This is a genomic window from Streptomyces nojiriensis, from assembly GCF_017639205.1.
In the GTDB taxonomy this organism is placed as follows: domain Bacteria; phylum Actinomycetota; class Actinomycetes; order Streptomycetales; family Streptomycetaceae; genus Streptomyces; species Streptomyces nojiriensis.
In genome coordinates, this window is the sequence record NZ_CP071139.1 from 816276 (window position 1) to 842035 (window position 25760).

A 25760-nucleotide genomic window follows, 5' to 3' on the forward strand; every position below is an offset into this window, starting at 1 on the left:
TGGTCGAGCGCAGCCCTTAAGCTGCGGGAATCGGCGGTACTCGCAGACAGACAAGGTGAACATGTTCGAGCCGGTGCAGGAAAATCCCTACCCTGACAGCCACGTCCTCGGCGAGGGCCCCGAGCCGCACCCGCTGCTGCGGCCCGTACTGCCCCTGCTGGGGCGCTGGCACGGCCGGGGGCAGGGCGAGTACCCGACCCTCGAGAAGGACTTCCGCTACGAGCAGGAGATCACCTTCAGCCACGACGGCCGCCCCTTCCTGCGCTACGAGGCCCGCGCGTGGCTGATCGACGGGTCCGGGGCGCCCGTGCGGCCCGCGAGCCGTGAGGCCGGATGGTGGCGGGTGACTCCCGACGCCGTGCTCGAGGTCGTGCTCGCCCACCCCACGGGCGTCGTCGAGACGTACGTCGGGCGGGTGTCCGGTCCGGAGATCGAGATCGAGACCAAGGACGTGGCGCTGACCCCGCTGGCCAAGGAGGTCACCGGCACACGGCGGCACTACACGGTCGAGAACGACGGGATGACCGTCGTCCACGACATGGCCGCCGTGGGACAGCCCCTGCAGCACCACCTCACGACGCACCTGCGGCGGCGCCCGTCGTAGGCGGCGTCTGCGGGAGATCACCCGGGTGCCCCGGCACGGGCTGCGGATGCTGCGGACCGCGCCGTCGCATAGTCGGTGACAGGCCGGAGCCGAAGGCCGTGACCGTGGGGAGTGACCGTGGTGGATGTGGAACGACGCTCCGCGCTGGCGGGCCTGCTGTGCGCGGGGTTCGCCGGGCTCGCGGGACTCGCCGGGTTCGCAGCCTCCTCCCCCGCCGCGGCCGCGGCGGGGCGAGCCGCCCGGGCCGCCGCCGGTCCCCGTCCGCCGGCCTCGCTGCTCGGTGACGAGATCCGCCGGCTCCCCACCACCCGCAAGGTCCTGGCCCTCACCTTCAACGCCGCCTGGGACGTCGACGGGATCGACACGGTGCTGGCCGAACTGCGCCGGCGGAAACTGCCCGCCACCTTCTTCCCGACCGGCGAGTTCGCCGAGGCCCACCCCGCGGCGGTGCGCTCCATCGCCGACGCGGGGCACGGGCTCGGCAACCACTCGTACAGCCACCCCTACTTCGACGACCTCAGCACCGCCGAGCGGGCCGACGAGGTACGCGAAGCCGACGCGGCCATCCGGGCGGCGTCCGGGACCGAGCCCCTGCCGTTCTTCCGGTTCCCCTACAGCTCCACCACTGCGGAGTCCATCGCCGACGTCAACGACCTGGGCTACGCGGTGGTCGAGTTCAGCACCGACACGAACGGCTACCTCGGCCCGCAGGGCGGCATGAGCGTGGACAAGGCCGTGGAACGGGCCGTCGACGCCTTCGCTCCCGGGGCGATCATCCAGATGCACGTCGGCGGCAACGGCTCCGGCGTCGTCCTCGACGCCGAAGCCCTTCCCCTGATCGTCGACGCCGCGGTGGCCGAGGGCTACGAGGTCATCGACCTGCGCCGGTTCCTCGAACCCGCGGCGGAGGTCCGGTGACGGTCGCCGTCCTGAGGCGGTCCGCGGCCTTCGCCAGCCGGTGGCCCGCGATCTGACAGGTCACCAGGGAGACGAGGACCAGGACCACGAAGAACCGGTCGCCCACGAGTTCCGCCTGACGGGTGACTCCGGCGAGCACGATGCCGATCGTGCCCCGGGCGTTGAGGGCGAAGGCGAGGGACGCGGAGAAGAGCGGGTCCTCTCCGGCCAGGCGGGCCGCGGCCCAGATGCTGATCGTCTTGATGCCGCAGGCGAGCGTCAGGAACCACAGGAAGAACAGCGGGTCGAAGGCGCGGACCAGGTCCAGGCGCATGCCGACCAGGACGAAGAAGACGGGGATGAAGAACGCCGTCGAGAACTGCCGGATGGCCGCCCATACGGCCGGTCCGGCTTCGGCGGCCGACCCCTCCTCGGCCGCCGCCTGGTCGCCGCGGGCGGCACAGATGCCGGCCATCAGCGCGCCGAACACCGCGTTGATGCCGAGGCCCAGGCACAGCAGCACCATGACGCACAGGAAGATCAGCCGGAAGGCGACCGGGCTCTGCCGGGCGACGATGTTGGCGCGATGCCCGGCCAGTCGGGTGAAGAGGCGGGCGCCCCAGGTCAGGCTCGCGGCGAAGAACAGCAGGCTGACGGCGGTGAAGTACACGGCCGTCGGCGCGACCGCGGTGGTGCCGATCACGTCCCACAGGCCGGTCGAGTGGCCGGTGCCGGAGCGGGCGAGGCCGAGGACCACGGCGAGGACGACGTAGAGGATGACGTCCTCGATCACGGCGACCATCAGGACGATCCGGCCGAAGGCGGTGTCCATGATCCCCAGGTCCATCATGATGCGGGAGATGACCGGGATGGCCGCGACCGCCATCGCCAGTCCCACGACGAGGGCTGTGGTCACCGTGGAACCCCGGGGGCCCGCGAACACGCCCGGGACCAGTGCCGCGAGGGCCGCGCCGGCCGCGAAGGGCACCACCAGTCCGGCCGCCGCGACGATCGCCCCCGTACGGCGTTCCCGGCCGCCCGCCCGGATCCGTAGCTCCGCGCCGGCCAGGAACATCAGCAGTAACTGGCCCATTTGGTAGATCGCGTCCAGGGCGCTGGCCACCGGACCGGAAGCGGGGAACAGGGCTGCCCTGGCCCCGGGGACGACCAGCCCGAGGAGCGAGGGGCCCAGCAGGATGCCTGCGACGACCTCGCCGATGACCGGCGGTTGGCGCAGGGCACCGAAGAGGAAGCCGCATCCGTGGGCGGCGGCGCAGATCAGGGCGAGTGCCGCCAGCAGCCGGATCGTGTCGGTCGCCGTCATCCTCGTTCCTTTCGCAGGAGTCGCGGGAGGTGCGGGAGGTGCGGGGGGGTGCGGGGCCTGGGCTCGAGGGGCCGCGTACCGCTACCCCTGACACGTCGGCACGAGGGCGCGCCGTTCAGCGGACGGTTCGGTGGGCGGTTCGGTGGGCGGTTCGGTGGGCGGAGAATACGGTGCGCGCCTGGGCCGCCGACCACGTACTGTCTCCCTGTCGATCACGGGGAGAGGACATTCATGCAGGTCAGATCCAGACGCGGCTTCCTGGTCGCGGCTGCGGCCATCACCGCCTCGGCGTCCGTCGGCGCCTGCCGCAGCCGGAACGAGGGGAGCGGCGGGGGCGACGACCCGCTCGACGTCTCGGCGAGCGCGCATCTGCCCGCGGCCCCGGAGTCCCTGGCCGCCGACGGCACCACCATCGTGCTCGGCGACCCGGGCGCTCCTCTGGCAGTCCGGCTGTACGAGGACATGAGCTGCCCGGCCTGCGCCGAGTTCGAGACGGAGGGCACCGCCCCGTACCTGAAGCGCGCGGCCCGCAACGGAGCGCTGCAGCTGCAGTTCACGCTGGGGTCCTTCCTCGGCCCGGGATCGAAGTTCGCGGCGAACGCCCTGCGCGCCGCCCTGGATCAGCACAAGTTCGCCGACTACCACGACCTGCTGTACCGCGAACAGAGCAGGGTGCGGAAGTCCGGGGGCTTCACGCGGGACCGGTTGCTGGGAATGGCCATCATGATTCCGGGCCTGCGCGGCCCGGAGTTCGACGCGGCCGTGCTGGAGACGAAGCACCGGGACTTCGTCGAAGCCGCCGACGAGGTGCTCCGCAAGTCACCCGTCCAGGGAACCCCCGCCATGGCGATCGGCGGCGTCCTCGTCCCGTCGGACAGCCACGCGCTGTTCACCGATCGCAGCCGCCTCTACCGGCGCCTCAAGAAGGCGACCCGGGCCGAGGAGTAGGCGGGGCCGCCGAGGCGGAAGGGGCAGCTCCGGCTCCTCAACCCTCGCACCGACGACGCCCGTTGTCCGGTCGGTTATCGTCCGACTCGGCACTGACGGACCGGATCACGGGGATGTGACGGGTGAGCGAGAAGGAAGTTCTGGCACGGCGCTTCGAAGAGCACCGCTCCCACCTGCGGGCGGTGGCCTACCGGATGCTGGGCTCGCTCAGCGAGGCGGAGGACGCCGTACAGGAGGCCTGGCTGAAGCTGAACCGCTCCGACGCAACGGCGGTGGAGAACCTGGGCGGCTGGCTGACCACCGTCGTCGGCCGGGTGTGTCTGGACATGCTGCGCTCGCGCGGCACCCGGCGCGAGGATCCGCTGCACGATCAGGACGGGCAGGTCCGCCTGCCCGACCCGATCGTCAGCCGCGCGGACGGGCTCGACCCCGAGCAGGAGATCCTGCTGGCCGACTCGGTCGGCATCGCACTGATGGTCGTCCTGGACACCCTGGCTCCCGCCGAGCGCCTGGCCTTCGTCCTGCACGACCTGTTCGCCGTGCCCTTCGACGAGATCGCCCCCGTACTCGGGCGTTCCGCCGCCACGACCCGGCAGCTCGCGAGCCGGGCCCGCCGCCGCGTCCAGGGCGCGGCGCCCGCGCCGGACCCCGACCGGGCCCGGCTGCGCGCGATCGTCGACGCCTTCCTCACCGCCTCGCGCGGCGGGGACTTCGACGCCCTCGTCGCGGTCCTCGACCCCGATGTGGTGGCCCGCTCCGACGGCGGCACATTGCGCCCGTCGCTGCTCCGGCGCGGCGCGGCCGAGGTCGCCTCCCAGGCGATCGCCTTCGCCCGGTTCGCCGAGGCCGCCCGCGCGGCACTGGTCAACGGGGTCCCCGGGGTCGTCGCGATGGCGGAAGGCCGGCCGCTGTCGGTCATGGCGTTCACCATCCGGGACGGCAGGATCACCGCGCTCGACATCCTGACCGACCCCGAGCGTCTGGCGCGCATCGACCCGAGCGTCCTCGACGGCTGAGCCACCGGCAGGCACCGTACGGAGCCGGGCCCGACCGGACCCGGCTCCGTACGGTCCGTGCGCCGCGCTCAGTCCGTGGCAGCGCCGAACCACCGGGGCAGCCGGCCGAGCAGGTCCTGCTGGTCGTCACCGACCCATGCCACGTGGCCGTCCGGCCGCAGCAGCACCGCGGGCACGTCCAGTTCCTCGCCGGCGTCGACGACGTGGTCGATCCGGTCCGCCCAGCCCGCCACCGAGAGCCGGCCGGTCCGGTCCAGCAGCAGTCCGCGGCCGCCGTGCATCAGCTCGTACAGGCGCCCCTGCTTCAGGGCGATGTCCCGCATCCGCCGGCCGAGCAGTTCGTGGCCCTCGCCGAAGTCGTAGCGGACCCCGACCGCGGAGGTCATCTCGGTCAGGTACCGGTTCACCTCTTCGAGGTCCAACAGCTCCGAGAACAGCTCGCGCAGCGCCACCGCACCCGGGTCCGCCCCCAACAGCACGCCTTGGGCGCGGGTGTTGGCCACGACGCGGGCCCCCACCGGGTGCCGTTCGGTCTCGTAGGTGTCGAGCAGCCCCTCCGGCGCCCAGCCGCCCACCTCGGCGGCCAGCTTCCAGCCGAGGTTGAAGGCGTCCTGCACACCGAGGCCGAGGCCCTGGCCGCCGGCCGGCGGGTGGGTGTGCGCCGCGTCGCCGGCCAGCAGCACCCTGCCGACCCGGTAGCGCTCGGCCTGCCGGCTGCCGTCGCCCACGCGGGACAGCCAGCGCGGCGAGTGCACGCCGAAGTCGGTGCCCGCGAACTCCCGCAGCTGCCGCTTCAACTCCTCCAGGGTCGGCTCGGCCGCCCGGTCCTCGGCCACCCCGTCGGCGGGCACGATGATCCGGTACACCCCGTCACCCATGGGGACGGTCCCGAACCGTACGTGCACCTTGCGGGTCTCGGCGGTGACGGCGGCCACCGTCTCCGGCTCCACGGTCACCTCCATGTCGCCGAGCAGCGTCTCGACCTTGGCGGGCTCGCCGGGGAAGGCGACGCCGAGCAGCTTGCGCACCGTACTGCGGCCGCCGTCGCATCCGACGAGGTAGCGCGAGCGCAGCCGCGTACCGTCGGCCAGCTCGACGTCCACCCCGTCCTCGTCCTGGCTCAGCCCCACCAGTTCGCAGCCGCGCCGGATCTCCGCACCCAGCCCGGTCGCATGCTCGGCGAGCAGCTGTTCGGTGACGGTCTGCGGTGTCGCGAGGCCGAACGGGTGCGCAGTGTCCAGACGGTCGGGCCGCAGCTTGAGGAGGCCGCCGAAGTCACTGGTCGTGAACGGCTCGCTGACCGCGAGGAACCGGTCGAGCAGACCGCGCTGGTCCAGCAGCTCGACGGTGCGTACGTGTATCCCGCGGCCGCGTGACTGGCCGGCCGGCTCGGTCAGCTTCTCCAGTACGACGGTGCGCACGCCGGCGAGCCGCAGCTCGGCGGCCAGCAGCAGCCCGGTCGGTCCGCCACCGGCAATGATCACGTCGATCGCATCGATCATCAGAATTCCCATCTCCGCAGGTCCTGGCCTCAGCCGCCCATTCTGCGGCAGACCTGGCCCGGCTGCGCGGAGTGATCCGGCTCACACCCTGTCACAACGCGGGAGGGTGCGGTGTCTTGATGTCGAACCGCTCAAGACGAAGGAGAAGCACCATGACCCAGCACACCGAAGTGGTCGTGATCGGCGGCGGATACGCAGGTGTCATGGCGGCCAACCGCCTGACGCAGCGGGACGCGGTGACGGTGACCCTGGTCAACCCGCGTGCGACGTTCGTGGAGCGGATCCGCCTGCACCAGCTGGCGGCCGGAACCGACGACGCGGTGGTCGAGTACCGCGAGGTCCTGGCCGAGGGCGTCCGGCTGGTCGTGGACACCGTGACCCGGATCGACGCGGGCGGGCGCGCCCTGGAACTGGCGGGCGGCGGCACGGTCGGTTACGACTACCTGGTCTACGCGGTGGGCAGCGGCAGCGCCGACCCGAGCGTGCCCGGGGCCGCCGAGTTCGCGTACCCGATCACCACCCTGGAGGAGGCGCAGCGGCTGCGGCCGGTCCTCGACGCCGCCGCCCCCACGGCGGCGGTGACGGTGGTCGGGGCGGGTCCGACCGGTATCGAGACCGCCGCCGAACTGGCGGAGCGGGGCCGCCGCGTGACGCTGGTCTGCGGTGGAGTGCTCGGCCCCTACCTGCACGGCCGGGGCCGCCGCTCGGTCGCCGGACGGCTGGCCAGGCTCGGGGTGACCGTGCTCGACGGCCCCGGGACGAAGGTGACGGCGGTGACCCGCGATGCGGTGGAGCTCGCCGACGGCCGCGAGGTGCCGAGCGCGGTGACCATCTGGACCGCCGGCTTCGGCGTGCCGGACCTGGCCGTGCGCAGCGGGCTGAGCACCGACGCCCTGGGCCGCCTGCTCACGGATGAGACGCTGACGAGCGTGGACGACGAACGCGTCGTCGCGGCGGGCGACTCGGCGGCGCCGTCGGACCTGCCGCTGCGGATGAGCTGCCAGGCCGCGATGCCCCTGGGCGCGCGGGCCGCCGATACGGTGCTCAGCCGGATCGACGGAGAGCGGCCCTCGACCCTCAACCAGGTGTTCGCCGGACAGTGCATCAGCCTGGGCCGGGGCGCAGGCATCTTCCAGTTCGCCCACAAGAACGACGTGGCGCTGTGGTTCCACATCGCCGGTCGGCCCGGCGCGAAGCTCAAGGAGCTCGTGTGCAAGGGCACCGTCAAGCACCTGGCCGACGAGGCGGGCAAGCCCGGTTCGTACGGCCTGCACCGCATCTCGGGAGGGGACCAGCGCGGGCGGCGGCTGCGGGCCGAGGGCGGCGCGGCGGCGGCCGCCACCGAGCGGCGACCGGTCTGACACGGGGGAGGACGCGTCCCGCGCCGGACGTGACCGAGGGCGCCGTGCCCGCCGTCCACGCGAGGCGGTGCCCCCCGAGACGGGAGGCGCGATGTCGGGTTCTGTGGGCTCCCGGGAGGAACTCCCGGGCCCCGAACCGCCTTCAGTGGTGTTCCGGCGCGCTCCGCACCCTCGGCACCTCACAGGTCGTGACCGAGGGAATTCACCAGGTAGTAATTAGGTGAATTCCTGACTGAATTCCCGTCAACAAGGCTCCGGTTCATATCTCGATTCGGTAACAAAGCATCCGGAAAGGACTGGACCATTCGGGCGCGACGCGCGTAACTCACCTTGTTTTATTGCGAGTTGAGTGTTCGTCAAATCAGGCCGACAGGTAACGGAATGATTTCTCGGAGCGCGCCCCTGTTTGTCCGAATTCTCCTCCGCATTCGTCTGGCAGGCTTCCGCGCACCCAGTCTTCCGACAATGATTTGAGGTGCCCATGACAGGACGTCGCAGACGGTCTGCCGCCGCCGACCACCGCCGCAAACCCCGGCGGTTGATACTCGTCACCGCCGCCACAGCAGCGGCGGGGCTGATAGCAGCAGGCATCGCCTACTCCGGAATCGGCGACGGCGCCCAGGCCGCGGCTCCCGAGGTGGAGGCCGCCGCCGCCGCGGCACCGGCCGCCGCACCGGCCCGTGACCAGGAACCGGATCCGATCGCGGCCGCGCCCGCCAACGAGACCGCGAACGGCATGATCTACGACGGCCTCCAGGCCGCGCCGAAGGGCGACCGGTGCGTGGGTGTCTACCGCACCGACACCGGGCTGTGCACGCACGGCCCCGACGCCCCGCCCAAGGGCGTCGACATCACGAAGGACATCGAGCCCGCCGTCAAGGAGAAGGCTCCGGCGGCCGATCCGGCCCGCCCCGCGGCCGATGACCCGGCGAGCAAGGAAGGCGGCGGGCGTCCTCAGGACGCGCCCGCGGCCGACGCGTCGACGGCCACCAAGGCCTCCGCACCCGAACCCGCGGCCGGAGCCGCCGCCGGCGGCCAGACCGTCGCCGCCGGCCCCGCCGGCCAGACCGTCCAGTGCGACGGCGACGGCAGCACCGGCAACCGCGTGCAGGTCGTCTACGTCCACGGATCGGGCAAGGACCGCTACTCCGAGTACGTCGCCTCGTTCCGCAAGTGGGCGGCCGACGCCGACCTCATCTACTCGGCGAGTGCCAAGGAGACCGGCGGAGTACGTCACATCCGCTATGTGACGGCCGCCGACTGCACCCCCACCGTGCTCAACATCGAGCTCCCGGACTCGGCCCTCTCCGAGTTCAGCGCGACCAACAACGCGCTCGCCGGCAAGGGCCTCGACCGTCGCGACCGCAAGTACATGATCTTCGCCGACACCCAGGTCTACTGCGGCATCGGCACCTTCGCGGGCGACGAGCGGCCCGGCCAGGCCAACCAGAGCAACTTCGGCCCCTCCTACGGGCGTACCGACTCCGGCTGCTGGGGCGGTCACACCGCCGCGCACGAGCTCGGCCACAACCTGGGCGCGGTCAACAACAGCGCCCCGAACACCAGCCGTGGCGCGCACTGCACCGACGAGTACGACGTCATGTGCTACTCGGACACCCCGTACTACCCGCAGATGCGCAACGTCTGCACCAACCAGGCAGCCGAGAACATCCTGGACTGCAACCACGACGACTACTTCCACACCAGTCCCAAGCCCGGAAGCTACCTGGCCACGCACTGGAACATCGCGGACAACCAGTTCCTGATGAAGAGCCAGGGCGGCGGTGGCGGCACGGACCCGGGTCCGAACCCCTCCCCCACGCCCACCAAGAAGCCCTCGCCGACGCCGACCAAGAAGCCCTCCGGCGGACCGGCCGTGACGGCGGGCCAGATCCAGTCCGACTCGGTCGTCGTGAGCTGGCCCAAGGTCGACGGCGCCTCCTGGTACGCGGTGCAGCTGAACGGCAAGCACCTGACGTGGGTCCAGTCCCAGGTGCTCCGCATCTACAACCTGCAGCCCAACACCGCCTACAAGGTCACCGTCTCGGTCCGCGACAGCGCCGGCCGTGACAGCGGACCCGGCAAGGCCGCGTCCTTCCGCACGACGGGAGCGGGCGGCGGTACCACCACTGCCGGCACCAAGTACGTGCTCGCCAACGGCAGCAGCGGCATGGCCGCCGAGCTGTGGGGCGGCCGCACCGCCGACGGCACCGTCCTCGTGGGCGGCCGCACCAACGGGTACGCCCAGCAGCAGTGGTACTTCGACGACGCGGGCAACGGCCAGGTGCGCATCAAGTCCGCGGCCTCCGGCAAGTGCCTCCAGCCGGGCGGCACCCCCGCCGCGGGCATGTGGGTCTCCCAGCAGCCCTGTGGCAACGGCAACGGCGCCCAGGCCTGGAAGCTGACGTCGCGCGGCGGCGCGGTGACCGTGACGGACGCGAGCGGCGGCTTCGCCCTCACCGTCAGCAACCGCCCCTACTACGGGTACTGGCTGCTCGACCTCCAGCGTGCGGACGGCCGCGCGACGCAGGCCTGGACCCTGCAGAAGTCCGGCTGATCACTGCCACGGCGCAGCACACCCTGACGCCCTGACGGCGTGAACCCACCCCGGCGGACGGCCCCGCACCGCGCGGCCGTCCGCCGGTACCCCTCATCTTGACCGGAGCACCCCGACGATGCGCATACGAATCGTTTTCTCGGCCGCCCTGGCCGCACTCGGCCTCATGTTCCTGCTCCCCGCCGCGGCCCACGCCCACGGTGACACCGTGAAGGTGGTGGTGACCGGGCAGCGAGAGGGTCATGTCACCGCCGACGTCTCCTGGGAGAACGACGGGGACGCCGTCGACGAGGCCGTCGCCGCGACCGTGAACGCGGCCAGTGTCGACGGCTCCCGCACCGTGGGGCCCTGGCGCCTGGTGCGCGATCCCGCCGCGAAGCCGGCGGGCTGGACCACGGCCGAGGCGCTGCCGCCGGGTTCGTGGAAGGTCAGCGTCGACGTGGGCTTTCCGGCCCTGGGGCACGGCGAACTCGAAGTGAGCGTACCCGTGGTGGACCCGGCTCCGGGTGGTCCGGCCCCGGTCGCCTCCGTGGCGGCTCCCGTCCCGTCGTCGGCCGCGCCGGTGTCCTCGGCGGCCTCCGCCGCCCCGGCCCCGGCCGCTTCCCCGGCGCAGGCCGCGGAACCGGCCGCCGGCACCGAGGGGTACGCCGTCTGGTGGACGACGGCGGGTGTGGCGGTGACCGCCGTGGCGGGCGCGGCCGTGGGTCTCCTGCTCCGCCGCCGCCGACGCGTGCGGCTCGACCGCCTCAACTAGGGCGGGCGAGTCCCCGAAGCCCCGGTCACGGGGGGCCGGAGCGCCAGGGGGTGTCTTGTCGATCGGGCCCGGCCCGATCGGCGGGGCACCCCCTGCGCCGTGTCTACCGGCCCGTGGCCACCGCGTCGGCGACCGCCTCGGCGAAGCGCTCCAGCCCCTGCGGGTTGATGCTCAGGAACAGGTTCGGCTCGATGAGTTCCAGCTCCATGAGCACGGGTTCCCGGGCCTCGTTCAACGCCAGGTCCACCCGGGCGAACAGCAGGTCGGTCGGGGCGGGAACCGCGGCCAGTGCCGCCCGTGCCGTACGGAGCTCCGCCTCGGACGGCTGGTACGGGGCGGCACCGGGGTGCGGCACCCGGAAGTTGTCGATCAGCCCCGCCTCCGTCAGCAGGGCCTCCTTGCGGATCGCGTGGCTGAAGGTGCCGCCGAAGAAGATCAGCGCCCGCTCCCCCTCCTCCACCAGCGGCAGGTACGGCTGGACGATCGCGGTGCGGCCCTGGTCCAGCAGCATCCGCGCGTGGCGCTCGGCGTCCGCCCGGCGGCCGGGCTCGTAGCGTGCGGTGTCCCGTGCGCCGGAGGAGACGGCCGGCTTGACCACCACCCCGTGCGGCCCGTCGAAGTCCGCCGCCTCGCAGGCCCCGCCCGGTTCGACGACCCGGGTCGGCACCACCGGGACTCCGCGCGCGGCGAGCTCCGGCAGATAGCGCTTGTCGCTGTTCCAGCGCACCAGCGGCGCCGGATTCCACAGCCGGGTGACCCGGGCCGTCGCGTCCACCCAGGCCAGGAACTCCGCAAGCCGGTCGGCGTAGTCCCAGGTCGACCGGATGACCACGAGGTCGTAGCCTTCCCACCCCGGTGTGTCCTCGTCCCAGGCCACCGCCTGCGCGGACAGGCCCGCGGCGCGCAACGCCGTCAGGATCAGCGGAAGATCCGCGTCCTGGTCGGCGCCGCCCTTGCTCGTCACGACCGCGATCCTCGACGTACCCATACGCGTCTCCCGTCCTCACTCCTCGGACCGCCCGGTGCGGCCGCAACCCCGGACGATCACTCTTCCACACCCGCCTCGGTGGGAACCCGGTCGCCTGATCATGCGTCGTACCCCAGGTGGAAGACGGTCCGAGGCAGACAGGCGGGGCTCCGGTGGTGGTGGACGTGGCGGGGAGCGGCGCGCGGCGCACCGCCCGCTGGCCCTGGGGCACCGACGCCCGGGGCCGTACGCCCTGGACGCGCGGGCGCGTTCTCGCGGCGCTCGCCGTACTGAGCGCCGCGCTGCTGGTGTTCCACTCCGCGGTCCCCAACGCGGTGGGCCGCCTGGGCAGTGCGCTGGAGGCCTTCCTGCCCTGGCTGGGCCTCGCGGTCCCGGTCCTGCTCGTCTCTGCGCTGGTGCGCCGCTCGCTCACCGCGCTGGTGGCCGTGCTGCTGCCCGCGGCCGCGTGGGCGGGCCTCTTCGGCGGGCTGTTGCTGCCGGCGGACCGCGGCACGCACGACATCACGGCCGTCCAGCACAACGTGAGTGACGAGAACCCGGACCCCACCGGTACCGCGCGCGCCCTGATCGGGTCCGCGCCGGATCTCGTCGCCTTGGAGGAGCTGACCCCTTCCGCGCTGCCGGCCTACGAGGCGGCGCTGGCGGCCGCGTACCCGTACCACGCGGTCGAGGGCACGGTCGGCCTCTGGTCGAGGCATCCGCTCACCGACGTCCGCCGGGTGGACATCAGGCCCACGGGCATCGGGGAGGGCTGGAACCGCGGCCTGCGCTGCGGTGTGCGCACGCCGCGGGGTGAGATCGCGGTGTACGTGGCGCACCTGCCCTCGGTGCGCTTCCGGGCGAGCGGTTTCGGCTCCGGCCCGCGGGACGAGAGCGCACGGCTGCTGGGCGCGGCCGTCGCCGCCGAGGAGCTGGAGCGGGTGATCCTGCTGGGCGACCTCAACAGCACGGTGGACGACCGGGGTCTCGCCCCGTTGACCTCGCGGTTGAGTGCGCCGCGGCGGGGGCTCGCCCTCAGCTGGCCCGCGGCCGTACCGGTCGCCCGGATCGACCAGGTCCTCACCCGCTCGGCGACCGCTGTCGAGGTCCGGACGCTGCCCGCCACCGGCAGCGATCACCTGCCGGTCACCGCCCGCATCAGGCTGGACGCCTCATAGCCGGATGGCGATCTTGCCGCGCACCTGGCCGTCCCTGAGGTAGCGGATGGCGTCGGGCACCTCGGCCAGCGGGTAGGTCCGGTCGACGGCGGGGGTCACCGAGCCGGCCTCGATGAGTTCGGTGAGGGCCTCGAGGTCGCCGTGGCGCACCAGGGTGCCGTGCGCGCGCAGCCGGTGGCCGACGAAGGGCGACAGCAGCATCGCGCCCAGCTGGCGCTGGTTGCCGCCGATCCACTTGCCGCCGCCTTCCCCGCCGACGATGACGAGGGTCCCGCGGGGGGTGAGGGCCTTGCGCAGCCGGGCGATGGGCCGGTTGCCCGCGATGTCCAGGATGACGTCGTAGCGGTGGCTGCCGTCGACGGGATCCTGCCGCGTGTAGTCGAGGACCTCGTCGGCGCCGAGGGAGCGGACCAGGTCGGTCTTGGCGGTGCTGCACACCCCGGTGACGTGGGCGCCGTAGGCCTTGGCCACCTGTACGGCGAAGCTGCCCACGCCGCCCGAGGCGCCGAGGACGAGGACGCGCTGGCCGGCCTTGACCTTTCCGCTGTCCCGTACGGCGCCCAGGGCGGTGCACGCGGAGACGGGCACGGCCGCGGCCTGTTCGAAGCCGAGGGAGACCGGCTTGGGTGCGAGGGTGTTCTCCTTGGCGCGGGCGTACTCGGCGAACGACCCGTAGCAGTTGCCGTACACCTCGTCGCCCGGCCGGAAGCGGGTGACCTCGGGGCCGACGGCTTCGACCACCCCCGCGACGTCCATGCCGCGGACGCGCGTCCTGGGTTTCCGCAGGCCCGACACGGCGCGGACCGCGTAGGGCATGCCCGCCATGAGGTGCCAGACGCCCTGGTCGACGCCGGCCGCGTGCACCCGTACGAGGACCTCGCCGCGGCCCGGCTCCGGCCGGTCCGTCTCTTCGATGCGCAGGACCTCGGGCGGTCCGTAGACGTCCTGGACTATGGCCTTCATGCGTCGTCTCCCTCGGTGGAGGTGTACTGGAACACGGTGTCGAGCGGTACGGCGAACACGCGCGCGATCTCGAACGCCTTCTCCAGGGAAGGCGAGTAGCGGCCCTGTTCGATGGCGATGACGGTCTGACGGGTCACGCCGATCCGGCGGGCGAGCTCGGCCTGGGTCATCTCGCCGTTGGCGAAGCGCAGGGCCCGGATGCTGTTGGTGACCCTGGTGGGCCTCACCACGGGTGGAAGCCCAGCCGGTACGAGGCGATCTTCGCGGTCGACGCGAGCAGCGCCGACAGGACGAATCCGAGGTAGATCGCGTTGGCGATCCAGAACCGGTCCGCCTCGGCCATCGCCAGGATCATCCCGGTCACGGCGCCGATCGCGATGAACGACTGGCCGATGTGCTCACCGAACTGGTGGATCTCCCGGTCGCGCTGGTCCTTGACCTTGCCGTCCTCGGGCGAGAGCAGCGCCACGGTGATGTGGAGCGCGATCGAGGCGACGATCGCCGCGCCGACCGTCCACAGCAGCGCGGCCGCGTAGGGCTGCTGGGTCAGGGGCCCGCTCCCGGACCGCCCGAGAACGACGGCCAGATACGCCCCGTACGACACCACCGTCACCACGATCATGATCCACGCGCGTTTCTCCTCGACTGCCACTGCCACTCCCGATGTAAAGAAAACCCGACATCGGCAGTGTCAAGGAATCAGGACACGGTGTCAATATTTCTATACCTCGCCGCCGTCGGGCTTCAGCCGTCGGCCGTTGGCCATGGGCCGGAGCCGGTTTCAGGAGATGCCTGTCAGCGCCCCGGGGCGGGGGGCGCTTCGAGGAGCTCGGGCCCGTTGTTGCGCACGTTGTTGACCGCGGTCGACACGGCGTGGACGTCGAGCCTGCCGCCCGCGGGAGCGGCGAGCAGGGCGCGCAGTGCGTCCGGGTCCTGGTGGGACGGGTCGAGCCAGGCCTCGTAGTCCGCCGGGGCGAGCGCGAGCGGCATCCGGGGATGGACCCGGCCGGCGGCGTCGGTGGCCTCGGTGGTGATGATCGTGCAGGTGGCCCACCAAGCCGCCGGATCGTCGTCGGCGGCGACCGCGGGGTCGCGCCAGAACTCGTACAGCCCGGCCATCGCCATCACGTCGCCGTCCTCGGGACGGATGAAGTACGGCTGCTTGTAGGCCTTCACGGAACCGGAGGCGGGCACGGGCTCCCACTCGTAGAACCCGTCGGCGGGCAGCAGGCACCGGCGCTTGGCGAAGGCGCGCCGGTAGGCCGGCTTCTCGTGCACCGTCTCCACCCGCGCATTGATCATCTTCGCGCCGCCGGCCAGGCTCTTCGACCACGAGGGCACCAGCCCCCACCGCAAGGGGCGCAGTTGCCGCTCCAGTACCCCGCTCTCCCGGTCGGCGCGCTCCAGCACCGCCCACACGGCATCGGTGGGGGCGACGTTCCAGCTCGGCTCCAGCACGTGCCCCGGATCGGGGGGCGTGGCCTGGAAGAGGCCGGACAGGTCCTCGGGACTGCGGGTGGAAGCGTATCGGCCGCACATACCGTCCAGCCTGCCAGCTGGACCGGGTCGGCGCGGGCTACGGCGCGAAGTCGCCCGGGCCGGGGCCGTCGTGGCGGTTCACCCGGTGGATGCGCAGCGCGAGTTGGAGTTCCAGTGCCCGTTCCGGGCGCTGCCAGTCGCGGCCGAGCAGGCTGCCGATGCGCTCCAGGCGCTGCACCACGGTGTTGACGTGCACGTGGAGGGCCTCGGCGGCCCGGGACTGGCTGGCGCCCGTGTCGAAGTAGGCCCGCAGGGTGTGGGTGAGGTCGGTGCCGCGCTTCGCGTCGTACGCGAGCACGGGGCCCAGGGTCTGCCGTACGTAGCCGCCCAGATCCGTCTGGTCGCCGAGCAGCACGCCGAGGAAGCCCAGGTCGTGGAGGGCGGCGCCGGTGCCTGCGCGTCCCAGGGCGCACAATGCGGTCCGGCAGCGGCGGGCCTCGGCGTACGCGTCGGCGAACTCGGCCGGACCGGTGACCGGACCGGCGGCTCCGACGGTGACGGGACCGGCGAGGGTCTGGCGCAGCTCGCTCGCGAGGCTCGCGGCGGCGGGGCCCGGGCCCGGTCCGGGGGCGGGATCCCCGGCGGGGCAGACCAGGACGACGTCCTCGTGGTGCAGTCCGGCGAGTCCCTTGCGGGCCTGGGCGATGCGGGCGGCGGCCGCCAGCAGCCGGGGCCGGGGCACGGCCCCGGTGTGCAGGACGAACACCGCATGCGGGTGGCCCAGGTTCATACCGAGCCGGCGGGCCCGCGCCGACAGTCCGGCCGGGTCGGCGGCCCGGGTGAGGAGGTCTCCCAGCAGTTCGCCCCGGATCCGGTCCTCGGTCTCGGCGACCGATCGGCGCAGGAGCAGCAGCAGGGCGGTGACCAGGCTGGCGCGCTCGAAGAGGCGGCGGTCGGCGTCGTCGAGGTCGGCGCGGCCGGTCAGGGCGATGCTGCCGAGCAGTTCGTGCCCGGCGAGGACCGCGCACACCCAGGTTCCGTGGGCGAAGACGGCGCGTCCGCCGGCCCGCGACGCGGCGACCTCCCGGGCGGACGGGGGCCGCGGGTCGGTGCCCGCCCGGGCGAGCTCGGCCCCCTCGGCGTCGTGGACGAGGGTGCCGCCCTGCAGGACGGTGCCGATGGCGGTGGCCACGTCGGTGACGTCGCCGCCGCGCAGCACCAGGTCGGTGAGCCGGTCGTGGGCGTCCTCGGCCCGGCGCATGGCCTCGCTGTGCGCCTCGATGGTCCGCGAGGCGGCATTGAGTTCGACCAGTGCGGTGCGCGTCTCGTCCAGCAGGCGGGCGCCGTCGATGGCGATGGCGGCGTGGTCGGCCAGGGAGGACAGCAGGGCCACTTCGTCGGGTGTGAAGGTACGGGCGGTGCGGTCGGCCGCGTAGAGGACGCCGATCACCCGGGTGCCCAGGCGCAGCGGTACGCCGAGGATGGCCCGTAGGCCCTCCTCGGTGACGGCGCTGTCGATCGTCGTGGTGTGCCTGAAACGCCGGTCGTCCCGGTAGTCGCCGGTGGAGTACGGGCGGGCGGTCTCGGCGACCAGTCCGCCCAGCCCCTCCCCCATCCCGAGGCGCACGCGCTGGAAGGCGGCGGAGACCGAGCCGTCGGTCACCCGCATGTAGGTGTCGCCCGCCTCCTCGTCGTTGAGGGACAGGTACGTCACGTCCGTGCCGAGGAGCAGCTTGGCCCGGTGGACGATCGCCCTCAGTACGGCGTCCGGTTCCCTGAGCCGGGCGAGGTCGCCGGCGGTGTCGAAGAGGGCGGCGAGTTCGGCCTCGCGGCGGCGGTGCTGGCCGAGGGTGCGGTGGATGCGGAGCGCGACGCGGGTCGCGTCCGCGATCAGCGCCGCGTCCGCGGCCGACTCCGCACCGGCGTCCGCGGATTCTTCCGCGTCGGAGGGGGCGCCGTCCTGGAACGCCTCGGCCGGTGCGCCCTGGTCCAGCAGGTCCAGGAGGCCGCGCAGCCGCAGCAGCGCGTCGGTGCCGGTGCCGGTGCTCGCACTGTCTCGGGTGGTGGGCATCGGGTGCTCTCCGTGATGCTCGACGCGGACGGGGGCGGCACCGCTCACACCGGTGCCGCCCGGTCTCGGAAGGGCCGAGGGGCCCGGAAGGCAGGTCAGTTGTGGTCGGCCGGCACCGGGCCGTGCCCGGCCCGGCGGGCGGCCGGGACCGGGGCGCGTCCCGGGGTGTGTTCCCGGGTCAGGCTACGCCCGCGGGTCTCCTTGGCGACCAGGACGGTCAGCGTGGTGATGACCGCCGCGGTGGCGAGATAGACCGAGACGGGCAGGGACGAGTCGTACGCGCGCAGCAGGGCCACGGCGATGATCGGTGCGAGCGCGCCGCCGATGATGGAGGCCAGTTGGGACCCCATCGAGGCGCCGGAGTAGCGGACCTCGGTGGCGAACATCTCGGAGATGAAGGCCGCCTGCGGTCCGTACATCGCGCCGTGCAGGAGCAGCCCGACGGTCACGGCCGCGGCGATCACCGGGAAGGACTTGGAGTCCAGCAGCGCGAAGAACGCGAAGGCCCAGCCGATCATGCCCACCGAGCCGATGAGGGTGACGGTGCGGCGCCCGATCCGGTCGGACAGCGCGCCCCAGGCCGGGATGGCCACGAAGTGGACGGCGGAGCCGATGAGTACGGCGTTCAGGCCGTCGCTCTTGGGCAGCCCGAGGTGGCCGGTGACGTAGACGAGGAGGAAGGCGGTGATGACGTAGTACGAGATGTTCTCGCCGAGGCGGGTGCCGATCGCGGTCAGGACCCCGCGCCAGTTCGAACGGAACACCTCGACCACGGGCGGCTTGGCCTCGGCCCCGGCGGCGGCCTGCTCCGCGGCCCTGGCCTGCGCCTCCAGGAAGACCGGGGACTCCGAGACGGACACGCGGATCCACAGGCCGATCATCACCAGCACCCCGGAGAGCAGGAACGGGATCCGCCAGCCCCAGGCGAGGAAGGCCGCGTCGGACTGTACGGCGGCCAGGACGGCGAGTACCCCGGTGGCCAGCAGATTGCCTCCGGGCGCGCCGGCCTGGGGCCAGGAGGCCCAGAAGCCGCGGCTGCCGTCGTCCCCGTGCTCGGAGACGAGCAGCACCGCCCCGCCCCACTCGCCGCCGAGTGCGAACCCCTGGATCAGGCGCAGGAGCGTGAGGAGGACCGGGGCGCCGACGCCGATGCTCGCGTGGGTGGGGAGCAGGCCCATGGCGAAGGTGGCCCCGCCCATGAGGAGCAGGCTGAGGACGAGGAGCCGCTTGCGGCCGATCTTGTCCCCGTAGTGGCCGAAGACCAGCCCGCCCAGCGGGCGGGCCGCGAAGCCGATCGCATAGGTCAGGAAGGCGAGGAGGGTACCGACCAGGGGCTCGCTGCCGGGGAAGAACAGCTCGTTGAAGACGAGTGCGGCGGCCGAGCCGTAGAGGAAGAAGTCGTACCACTCGATGGTGGTCCCGATGAGGCTCGCCGCGACGATTCTCCGGATTCCGGTTGACGATGGTGCGGCTGTTGCTGGGGAGGTCATGTGCACCACTTCCGGGGTCTGCGGGGACGTTTGGTGTGGCCACACCGTAGAAGCCCACAGGTCGGCGGCGTATGTGGCGGGACATCACATTCAGGCGCCACCTTGTGTACCCAACCACCACATCGCCGCCTTGGACACCTCGAAGGCTTCCGGAACGCCCCGCCGACATCTGCCGCAAACGCGTGGATCAGCCCGCTTTGCCCCCCGCGCTGACTCCCGTACTGGTTCGGTGCTGACTACAGGAGGCCTTGGACCACCGGAACGAGCGGCTGCACGGCGTCACGGAACTCGCGCACTTCCCGCTTGAGGGAGTAGACGCTCTCGGTGTGGTCGACGCGGGAAGACGAGAACACCTCGTCCTCGAGCCGGTTGAGCGTGGCGCGCACCCTTCGGGCGGCGTCGCTGTACGCATCGACGGCGACATCCAGCACGGCATGCAGCACAGCCCGGGTGCCATGGCTCAGCATGTCCGGATCGGCGTCCAGCCGACGGGCAACCTCGGTGCAGGGATCGATCGTTCCGTGGCTCACGGTGAGAACGCTGCGGGAGCCTACGCAGATTGCGCAACGACTCGCCCCTCGTACGAAAGTGCTGGACCGGACCACGAGCGAGGTGGCATTCGGCCGCGCCCTGCCGCACCTGCTCCCGCTACGACTTGCCCGGCCTGCGTCGCGACCACGGGGGCTGCTACCCGCGCGTCCGGCCTGCGCCTAGGGTGAAGGTCATGGCAGACGACCAGGACAACCGTGCCCGCCTCCGGGTGGAGCACACCGGACAGGGCGTCATCGTGCACGTCCGCGGCGAGATGGACATCGACCACGCGGACCGACTGCGCGAAACCCTGCACACCGAAGTCACCCGCCCCCAGGGATCCGCCGAAATCGTCGTCGACGTCACCGATCTCACCTTCTGCGACTCCGCCGGCCTCAACGCCCTCCTCCAGGCCCGCCTCACCGCACAGGACCTAGGACGGCGCATCCAGCTGCACAACCCGTCCCGGCAGATGACGCGGCTGCTGGAACTGACCGGAGCGGATCAGTTCTTCCCCACTACGCACGCCTGATCAGACGCTCACCCAGCAAGTGCGTACATCCGCACAGACGGGGCAGACGGTGCGGACAGCCGTCAGCCAACTGGGAGGGAGCGGTCGTCATGTCTCGCTCGACCACCATGATGGGCCCCGTTCGGGCAAAAGAAGCACAAACCACAGGTACCCCGGGAACCCCGGGAACCCCGGCGGAGGACCGGAAACCGGTTCGAGTGGAGAACGCCCGTGAGATGGCACCCCGCGACGCACGCGAGCTCTCGCGTGTCTTCTTCCGCAGACTGCGAACGCTGGAGGAGGGCACGCGCGAGTACCAGTACACGCGCAACACCCTGATCGAGATGAACCTCTCCCTCGTGCAGTTCGCCGCACGGCGATTCCGCGCCCGCGTGCTCGGCGGAGGCCTGGACATGGACGACATCATCCAGGTGGGGACCATCGGGCTCATCAAGGCGATCGACCGCTACGAACTCGAGCGCGAGGTCGAGTTCTCCACTCTTGCCCTCCCCTACATCATCGGGGAGATCAAGCGCCACTTCCGCGACACCACCTGGGCCGTTCACGTTCCCCGCCGTCTCCAGGAACTGCGGAGCGAGCTCGCCAAGGCCCAGGAGGCCCTGACGGACGTCCTCGGCCGGGCCCCGACCGTCAAGGAGGTCGCCGGCCACCTCGAACTGACCGAGGAACAGGTCATCGACGGACTCATCGCAGCGAACGGCTATACGAGCGGCTCCCTCGACACCGCCGCCGGGGAGAGCGACGTACCGTCCCCGACCAACCGGACCACCCGGCCGCTGGCGGAACTCGTCGGTGACGTCGACCCCGCCATGGAACTCTTCGAGGACTTCCACACCCTCGCACCGCTACTGCAACAGCTGGACGAGCGCGACCGGCTCATCCTGCGGATGCGCTTCGGCCAGGAGAAGACCCAGGCCGAGATCGGCGCCGCACTGGGCATCTCCCAGATGCAGGTCTCCCGCCTCCTGTCCCGCACTCTCGTCCGGCTTCGCGCTGGCATGCTCGCCGGGTAGGGCGACCGATGACGTCCCCACCGGGGAACACGGTGCCGTGGTCCGAAGCCGGCCCACCATCTCGGCGAACTGGTCGAGTTCCGCACCACCGGCAGCACCTTCACGGTGCGACTTCACAAGGCAATGCCCTGAGACGGGAGGTCCCCTACACTGTCACGACCGTGCTGCGGCTCCCGCACCGCCCGGGGGCATGCAACCGACCCAGCGCGCCGGCAGCGACCGCGGCATGGGCCGGGTGCCAGGAGCAGAAGCCGGGGGTGAATGCGGGGGTGGGGCCACAGTGGAGACCAAGGAACCGGAGGCGGGCGGTCCGATGAGCGCCGGTCTTCCCTCCGGGAGGCAGCGCCGTCGGCTCACGCTCGCGGGCGTCCCGGGGCCGGTTGCCAAGGGCCGCGCCTTCACGCGCCAAGCACTCCGGGACTGGGGCTGGGACAGGACCGAGACCTCCGAGGACACCCTCCTCCTCGTGTCCGAACTGCTGACCAACGCGTCACTGCATGCGAACGGCTGCCGCGAACTCGTCCTGACCGCAGATGAGTTGGCCCTGCACATCGAGGTCCATGACGGCACGACAACCCCACCCGTCCGCCACTCGGCGCCACAACGCGGCATCCCGGGCGGCCGCGGCCTGTACATAGTGGAGCGCCTGTCCGACCGCTGGGGCACACACACGTACGGGACCGGGAAGGCCGTGTGGGCCGAGATCGAGGCTTCCCGGCTGGAGTACGGCATGGCAGCAGGACGCTGACCACTCCGGCCCCGCACTGCTCACGTCCATCCAGGACCGCATGCCGAGCCTGGCCTGCCGCGCACTGGGATTGTTTCGCTGCCAGGGGATGTCACGCACGGGGCGGGTGGGTGGCGGTGTCCAGGTAGAAGGAGTCGATGCTCTGGACGGCCCGCTCGAAATCCTCCAGGTTGACCGGCTTGGTCACGTAGGCGTTGGCGTGGCTGCTGTATGCGCCGACGACGTCATCGGGCGCGGAGGAGGTGGTCAGTACCACCACGGGAATGGTCTGCAGCGTCTCGTCGCTCTTCAGGACCCGGAGCAGGTCACGCCCGTTCATCCGGGGCATGTTCAGGTCCAGCACGATGAGGTCGGGGCGTGCGGTGCCCGGGGCACGGAGGTGTTCGAGAGCGGCGAGTCCGTCGGTGACCTGGACCAGGTTGCGGGTACCGCGCTCGGAGAGAGCCTCCTCGATGAGCATGGCGTCGGCGGCGTCGTCCTCCACGAGCAGAACGTCGAAAGGGCGGGCGGGGCCGGTCATCATCGGATGCTCCGTGGGTGCGTCGTCGGTGTGGTTGAAGAGTCCGGGCCAGCGGCGCCGGGCGCCCTGACGGGTCATGCCGCATGCCCGGCCGATCTGGGGGTATCCGGCACCCGCGCGGGCTGCGTCCAGGGCCGCGTCCCGCTGGAGCCGTCCGGCCGCCTGCTGGAGTTGCTCAAGCATGTGCACGCGGGCCAGGGCGCGGGCCCGGCCGTCAGCCACCGGGTCCGTGAGGTCCTTCTGAAGATGGAGGGCCAAGCGCCGTGCGAGGTCGGAGACAGCGGCATCCGCAACAGCGGCCATCTCCGGCGCTGTTGTCTGCAGAACGAAGTTCTTGCCTGACATGGGCCGCAGCTTAGGCCCCAAACCGGATGACGACAACAAACGTTGTCCGAAGCCCTTTACAGTGTGCGCTGCGCTTTCTTTCGGGGCGGACGGCTCAGCGGAGGGGATTCACAGATGACCGGGAACGCGGGGCCGCCACAGGCGCGGGGGCTTTCCACGTGGACGACGCGGCGATGGCTGCGGGTCGGGGTGGCCACGGCGCTGGCCGTACTGGCCCTGCTCGGGGTGACGGGGGCGTGGATGCTGGGGCGCACGACGTCCCTCAGCGAGGACCTCGTGGACGTGAGGTCTCCCGCGCTGTCGACCGCGATACGTCTGGAGTCGGCCTTGCTGAACCAGGAGACCGGCATCCGCGGCTACGGCCTAACCGGCACCTCGGACTTCCTCGGCCCCTACCAGCAGGGCCTCACCGACCAGGCGAGGGACAGTGCCCGGCTCTCGGAACTGCTGCGCGCCGACGCCGCGGGCCTCAGGGACCTTGGTGCGGTGCAGGACGCCGCGAAAGCCTGGCAGGAGAGGATCGCCCGGCCGGTCGCCGCCGCTCCCGCCGGCGCGCCCTCGTCTCTGGCCGCGGAACGTTCGGCGGAGGGCAAGACAACCTTCGACGCGGTCCGCGCGGCCCTGACCGCCCAGCAGGAACGGCTGCTCGCGGAGCGAGCCCGGGCCCGAGACGATCTCATGGCCACGATGAGGCTGCGCAACTGGGCCTTCGGTGCGATCGCCGCGGTCATCGCCCTTCTCGCGGGCCTGGTCTTCGAAGCCCTGCGCCGCGGCATCACCACGCCCCTGGAGCGGCTCGGCACGGACGCACGCGCCATCGCCGGCGGCGACTTCGACCGCCCCATCACCCCTACGGGCCCCTCGGACCTGCGGCGGCTGAGCAGCGAGATCGACTTCATGCGCCGACGCCTCGTCAGGGAGCTCGCCTTCAGCGAAGAGGCTCGGCGACACCTTGACACACAGACCGCCGACCTGCAGCGGTCCAACGCCGAGCTGGAGCAGTTCGCGTACGTGGCCTCCCACGACCTGCAGGAACCGCTGCGCAAGGTCTCCAGCTTCACGCAGCTTCTCCAGCGGCGTTACGGAGGGCAGCTCGACGCCAAGGCGGACCAGTACATCGGCATCGCGGTCGACGGTGCCAACCGTATGCAGACCCTCATCAACGACCTTCTCGACTTCTCCCGGGTGGGCCGTGTCCACCACGACCACGAAAGCGTGGACCTCGAAGCGGTCATGGAGCAGACCGCGTCCTCCCTGAGCCTCGGCATCGACGAGGCCGGGGCGACCATCACCCACGACCCGCTGCCGACCCTGGTCGCCGACCCCACCCAGATGGGCATGCTCTGGCAGAACCTGATCGGCAACGCGGTCAAGTTCCACCGCCCGGGCCGAGCACCGAACATTCACGTGACTGCCGACCCTGTCGGGGAGCTGTGGCGGTTCACGGTGACCGACAACGGCATCGGCATCGCGCCCGAGTACGCCGACAAGGTATTCGTGATCTTCCAGCGACTCCACACCAAGGACGCCTATCCCGGAAGCGGAATCGGCCTGGCGATGTGCAAGAAGATCGTCGAGTTCCACGGCGGCACCATCGCCGTCGACCCGGAGTACCGGGACGGAACGCGCATCAGCTTCACCCTCGCCCCCACACCTCCCCCGGCCCCGTCGACCATCGCGGAAGCGACCCGGGCCACCACGGAGCCGGCACCATGACCGCAACACTCACCCACATCGACGGCATCGCCGCGGACGAACCGGTCTACCGCATCCTCCTCATAGAGGACGACGCCGCCGACGCCCTGCTCGTCGAGGAACTCCTCCACGACACCGAACTGCGATTCGAACTCACCACGAGCATCTCGCTGGCCGAAGCCCGCTCAGCCCTCGCGACCCGCGCCGTCGACTGCATCCTCCTCGACCTGCACCTGCCCGACGTGTCGGGCACCGATGCGGTCACCACCGTCCGCGCCATGGCCCCGCACACCGCGGTGATCGTCCTGACCGGCCTGTCCGAGAAGCAGGCGGGCTCCGAAGCGATGGCGGCCGGGGCCCAGGACTACCTCGTCAAGGGCAAGGTCGAAGCCGAACTGCTGCGCCGCACGGTCCGCTACGCCGTCTACCGGAGCCACACCGAGCGCACGGCGGCCGAAGCCCAGTCGGCCCGGCAGCGCGCGGAGGAGAACGCCCGGCTGGAACGCGGACTGCTGCCCCAGCCCCTCCTCGACACCTCCGCCGTCACGGTGACCACCCGTTACCTGCCCGGGGCCGAACAGGCCCTGCTCGGCGGCGACTTCCTCGACGTCGTGGAGGGTGACGACGGACTGCTGCACGCCGTCGTCGGTGACGTGAGCGGACACGGTCCCGACGCCGCCGCCCTCGGCGTCTGCCTGCGCATCGCCTGGCGCTCGCTCGTCCTTGCCGGCCACCGCGGCACCGAACTGCTGCACCTCATGGAACGCCTGCTGGTGGCGGAGCGCGGCACTCAGCCCCTGTTCGCCACCGTCTCGCTCCTCGCCCTCGATCAGAAGGCCTGCGCTGCCACCCTCTACCTGGCGGGCCACCACGAACCCCTGCTCACCACCTCGGAAAAGACGCTGGAGGTGGCCGCCGAGCACGGCATCGCGCTCGGCATCGACCCCGGCCACCACGACTGGCCCGCCACGATCATCCCCCTCCCGGACGCCGGGGCGCTCACTCTCTACACCGACGGCCTCACCGAAGGGCACAACGGGGACGCCGTCGGCCGGCTCGGCATCGAGGGGCTCCTGCCCCTGATCAACACCACACCGTCCGCGGATCCTGCAGCGCACCTGGACAGCCTGATCCGCCAGACCAGAGCGCTCAACGCCGGAAGACACACCGACGACCTCGCAGTACTCCGCCTCAACTGGGGTTTCCACCCGGCCTGAAATGCAGGGCTCGGTGGGAGCCGGGAACCGGCGGCGTTCAACGCCGCA

24 protein-coding genes are annotated in these 25760 nt (G+C 71.7%); 13 read left to right on the forward strand and 11 right to left on the reverse strand.

Annotated features, from left to right (window positions below; genetic code table 11):
* Positions 1-61: 61 nt before the first annotated feature.
* Positions 62-604 (forward strand): heme-binding beta-barrel domain-containing protein, encoded by a 543-nt coding sequence (locus JYK04_RS03975; RefSeq protein ID WP_189746607.1) that lies wholly within the window; start codon positions 62-64, stop codon positions 602-604.
* 126 nt (positions 605-730) lie between these two features.
* Positions 731-1522 carry a polysaccharide deacetylase family protein gene (locus JYK04_RS03980; protein ID WP_237410254.1) on the forward strand — a complete coding sequence of 264 codons (792 nt, stop codon included), beginning with the start codon at positions 731-733 and terminating at the stop codon, positions 1520-1522.
* On the opposite strand, the gene JYK04_RS03985 is transcribed toward JYK04_RS03980, so the two are convergent.
* Complete coding sequence (locus tag JYK04_RS03985) at positions 1476-2825, reverse strand: cation:proton antiporter (RefSeq protein WP_189746611.1); 1350 nt, start codon at positions 2823-2825, stop codon at positions 1476-1478. The two genes, JYK04_RS03980 and JYK04_RS03985, sit on opposite strands and share 47 nt — an antisense overlap.
* A 231-nt stretch (positions 2826-3056) precedes the next feature.
* Here JYK04_RS03985 and JYK04_RS03990 point away from each other — a divergent pair, with 231 nt between their 5' ends.
* Complete coding sequence (locus JYK04_RS03990) at positions 3057-3773, forward strand: DsbA family protein (protein WP_189746613.1); 717 nt, start codon at positions 3057-3059, stop codon at positions 3771-3773.
* Between the two features lie 122 nt (positions 3774-3895).
* Positions 3896-4789 carry a sigma-70 family RNA polymerase sigma factor gene (locus tag JYK04_RS03995; RefSeq protein ID WP_189746615.1) on the forward strand — a complete coding sequence of 298 codons (894 nt, stop codon included), beginning with the start codon at positions 3896-3898 and terminating at the stop codon, positions 4787-4789.
* 68 nt (positions 4790-4857) lie between these two features.
* On the opposite strand, the gene rox is transcribed toward JYK04_RS03995, so the two are convergent.
* Positions 4858-6291, reverse strand: a complete 1434-nt coding sequence (gene rox / locus JYK04_RS04000; protein ID WP_189746617.1) for a rifampin monooxygenase — start codon at positions 6289-6291, stop codon at positions 4858-4860.
* A 152-nt stretch (positions 6292-6443) separates the two neighbouring features.
* Here rox and JYK04_RS04005 point away from each other — a divergent pair, with 152 nt between their 5' ends.
* The 3 genes from JYK04_RS04005 to JYK04_RS04015 all read left to right on the forward strand — a co-directional run bounded on the left by JYK04_RS04005 (position 6444) and on the right by JYK04_RS04015 (position 10963).
* A complete protein-coding gene (locus JYK04_RS04005; RefSeq protein WP_189746619.1) occupies positions 6444-7652 on the forward strand; it encodes an NAD(P)/FAD-dependent oxidoreductase in 1209 nt (402 codons plus the stop codon).
* A gap of 481 nt (positions 7653-8133) precedes the next feature.
* Positions 8134-10209: an RICIN domain-containing protein gene (locus tag JYK04_RS04010; RefSeq protein WP_237410255.1), complete on the forward strand. Its 2076-nt coding sequence runs from the start codon at positions 8134-8136 to the stop codon at positions 10207-10209.
* 118 nt (positions 10210-10327) lie between these two features.
* Entirely contained in the window at positions 10328-10963 is a 636-nt protein-coding gene (locus JYK04_RS04015) for a hypothetical protein (RefSeq protein ID WP_189746621.1), read from the forward strand.
* Positions 10964-11066: 103 nt separating this feature from the next.
* On the opposite strand, the gene JYK04_RS04020 is transcribed toward JYK04_RS04015, so the two are convergent.
* Entirely contained in the window at positions 11067-11951 is an 885-nt protein-coding gene (locus tag JYK04_RS04020; protein ID WP_189746624.1) for an ATP-grasp domain-containing protein, read from the reverse strand.
* Between the two features lie 269 nt (positions 11952-12220).
* Between JYK04_RS04020 and JYK04_RS04025 the strand changes: the two genes are divergently transcribed.
* The gene (locus JYK04_RS04025; protein ID WP_373297521.1) at positions 12221-13108 is read left to right on the forward strand and encodes an endonuclease/exonuclease/phosphatase family protein; all 888 of its coding nucleotides are present in this window, start codon (positions 12221-12223) and stop codon (positions 13106-13108) included.
* Here the strand turns inward: JYK04_RS04025 and JYK04_RS04030 are convergent.
* From JYK04_RS04030 to JYK04_RS04060, 7 genes are all read right to left on the reverse strand, one after another.
* Complete coding sequence (locus tag JYK04_RS04030; RefSeq protein ID WP_189746626.1) at positions 13103-14071, reverse strand: NAD(P)-dependent alcohol dehydrogenase; 969 nt, start codon at positions 14069-14071, stop codon at positions 13103-13105. The two genes, JYK04_RS04025 and JYK04_RS04030, sit on opposite strands and share 6 nt — an antisense overlap.
* Entirely contained in the window at positions 14068-14301 is a 234-nt protein-coding gene (locus tag JYK04_RS04035; protein ID WP_189746628.1) for a helix-turn-helix transcriptional regulator, read from the reverse strand. Before JYK04_RS04035 ends, JYK04_RS04030 begins: the two co-directional genes overlap by 4 nt.
* Positions 14295-14723: a hypothetical protein gene (locus JYK04_RS04040; RefSeq protein ID WP_189746630.1), complete on the reverse strand. Its 429-nt coding sequence runs from the start codon at positions 14721-14723 to the stop codon at positions 14295-14297. Before JYK04_RS04040 ends, JYK04_RS04035 begins: the two co-directional genes overlap by 7 nt.
* Before the next feature lie 143 nt (positions 14724-14866).
* A complete protein-coding gene (locus JYK04_RS04045; protein WP_189746632.1) occupies positions 14867-15610 on the reverse strand; it encodes an SOS response-associated peptidase in 744 nt (247 codons plus the stop codon).
* 37 nt (positions 15611-15647) lie between these two features.
* Positions 15648-17621, reverse strand: coding sequence for a helix-turn-helix domain-containing protein (locus JYK04_RS04050; protein ID WP_189746634.1), 1974 nt, complete (start codon positions 17619-17621; stop codon positions 15648-15650).
* Positions 17622-17716: 95 nt separating this feature from the next.
* Positions 17717-19111 carry an MFS transporter gene (locus JYK04_RS04055; RefSeq protein WP_189746636.1) on the reverse strand — a complete coding sequence of 465 codons (1395 nt, stop codon included), beginning with the start codon at positions 19109-19111 and terminating at the stop codon, positions 17717-17719.
* A gap of 236 nt (positions 19112-19347) precedes the next feature.
* Positions 19348-19716 (reverse strand): CorA family divalent cation transporter, encoded by a 369-nt coding sequence (locus tag JYK04_RS04060; RefSeq protein WP_268254177.1) that lies wholly within the window; start codon positions 19714-19716, stop codon positions 19348-19350.
* Between the two features lie 119 nt (positions 19717-19835).
* Here JYK04_RS04060 and JYK04_RS04065 point away from each other — a divergent pair, with 119 nt between their 5' ends.
* The 3 genes from JYK04_RS04065 (at position 19836) to JYK04_RS04075 (ending at position 21935) form a co-directional block, all read left to right on the forward strand.
* Positions 19836-20174, forward strand: coding sequence for an STAS domain-containing protein (locus JYK04_RS04065; protein ID WP_189746638.1), 339 nt, complete (start codon positions 19836-19838; stop codon positions 20172-20174).
* A gap of 89 nt (positions 20175-20263) precedes the next feature.
* Positions 20264-21187, forward strand: coding sequence for a SigB/SigF/SigG family RNA polymerase sigma factor (locus JYK04_RS04070; protein ID WP_189746640.1), 924 nt, complete (start codon positions 20264-20266; stop codon positions 21185-21187).
* A 280-nt stretch (positions 21188-21467) separates the two neighbouring features.
* Positions 21468-21935 (forward strand): ATP-binding protein, encoded by a 468-nt coding sequence (locus JYK04_RS04075; RefSeq protein ID WP_229876833.1) that lies wholly within the window; start codon positions 21468-21470, stop codon positions 21933-21935.
* A 91-nt stretch (positions 21936-22026) separates the two neighbouring features.
* Here JYK04_RS04075 and JYK04_RS04080 read toward each other — a convergent pair whose 3' ends face one another.
* A complete protein-coding gene (locus tag JYK04_RS04080; protein WP_189746641.1) occupies positions 22027-22800 on the reverse strand; it encodes a response regulator in 774 nt (257 codons plus the stop codon).
* A 114-nt stretch (positions 22801-22914) separates the two neighbouring features.
* Here JYK04_RS04080 and JYK04_RS04085 point away from each other — a divergent pair, with 114 nt between their 5' ends.
* Both JYK04_RS04085 and JYK04_RS04090 read left to right on the forward strand, forming a co-directional pair.
* The gene (locus JYK04_RS04085; protein ID WP_189746643.1) at positions 22915-24516 is read left to right on the forward strand and encodes a sensor histidine kinase; all 1602 of its coding nucleotides are present in this window, start codon (positions 22915-22917) and stop codon (positions 24514-24516) included.
* A complete protein-coding gene (locus tag JYK04_RS04090; RefSeq protein ID WP_189746645.1) occupies positions 24513-25712 on the forward strand; it encodes a PP2C family protein-serine/threonine phosphatase in 1200 nt (399 codons plus the stop codon). The genes JYK04_RS04085 and JYK04_RS04090 overlap by 4 nt, the downstream gene beginning before the upstream one ends.
* The last annotated feature ends 48 nt before the right edge of the window (positions 25713-25760 follow it).

Excerpts from the sequence above, each read along its gene's own strand:
- JYK04_RS03975 (WP_189746607.1), top strand. The coding sequence starts at position 62 with ATGTTCGAGCCGGTGCAGGAAAATCCCTACCCTGACAGCCACGTCCTC.
- JYK04_RS03985 (WP_189746611.1), bottom strand. The coding sequence starts at position 2,825 with ATGACGGCGACCGACACGATCCGGCTGCTGGCGGCACTCGCCCTGATC.
- JYK04_RS03990 (WP_189746613.1), top strand. The coding sequence starts at position 3,057 with ATGCAGGTCAGATCCAGACGCGGCTTCCTGGTCGCGGCTGCGGCCATC.
- rox (WP_189746617.1), bottom strand. The coding sequence starts at position 6,291 with ATGATCGATGCGATCGACGTGATCATTGCCGGTGGCGGACCGACCGGG.
- JYK04_RS04005 (WP_189746619.1), top strand. The coding sequence starts at position 6,444 with ATGACCCAGCACACCGAAGTGGTCGTGATCGGCGGCGGATACGCAGGT.
- JYK04_RS04010 (WP_237410255.1), top strand. The coding sequence starts at position 8,134 with ATGACAGGACGTCGCAGACGGTCTGCCGCCGCCGACCACCGCCGCAAA.
- JYK04_RS04015 (WP_189746621.1), top strand. The coding sequence starts at position 10,328 with ATGCGCATACGAATCGTTTTCTCGGCCGCCCTGGCCGCACTCGGCCTC.
- JYK04_RS04020 (WP_189746624.1), bottom strand. The coding sequence starts at position 11,951 with ATGGGTACGTCGAGGATCGCGGTCGTGACGAGCAAGGGCGGCGCCGAC.
- JYK04_RS04030 (WP_189746626.1), bottom strand. The coding sequence starts at position 14,071 with ATGAAGGCCATAGTCCAGGACGTCTACGGACCGCCCGAGGTCCTGCGC.
- JYK04_RS04045 (WP_189746632.1), bottom strand. The coding sequence starts at position 15,610 with ATGTGCGGCCGATACGCTTCCACCCGCAGTCCCGAGGACCTGTCCGGC.
- JYK04_RS04050 (WP_189746634.1), bottom strand. The coding sequence starts at position 17,621 with ATGCCCACCACCCGAGACAGTGCGAGCACCGGCACCGGCACCGACGCG.
- JYK04_RS04055 (WP_189746636.1), bottom strand. The coding sequence starts at position 19,111 with ATGACCTCCCCAGCAACAGCCGCACCATCGTCAACCGGAATCCGGAGA.
- JYK04_RS04065 (WP_189746638.1), top strand. The coding sequence starts at position 19,836 with ATGGCAGACGACCAGGACAACCGTGCCCGCCTCCGGGTGGAGCACACC.
- JYK04_RS04070 (WP_189746640.1), top strand. The coding sequence starts at position 20,264 with ATGTCTCGCTCGACCACCATGATGGGCCCCGTTCGGGCAAAAGAAGCA.
- JYK04_RS04080 (WP_189746641.1), bottom strand. The coding sequence starts at position 22,800 with ATGTCAGGCAAGAACTTCGTTCTGCAGACAACAGCGCCGGAGATGGCC.
- JYK04_RS04085 (WP_189746643.1), top strand. The coding sequence starts at position 22,915 with ATGACCGGGAACGCGGGGCCGCCACAGGCGCGGGGGCTTTCCACGTGG.
- JYK04_RS04090 (WP_189746645.1), top strand. The coding sequence starts at position 24,513 with ATGACCGCAACACTCACCCACATCGACGGCATCGCCGCGGACGAACCG.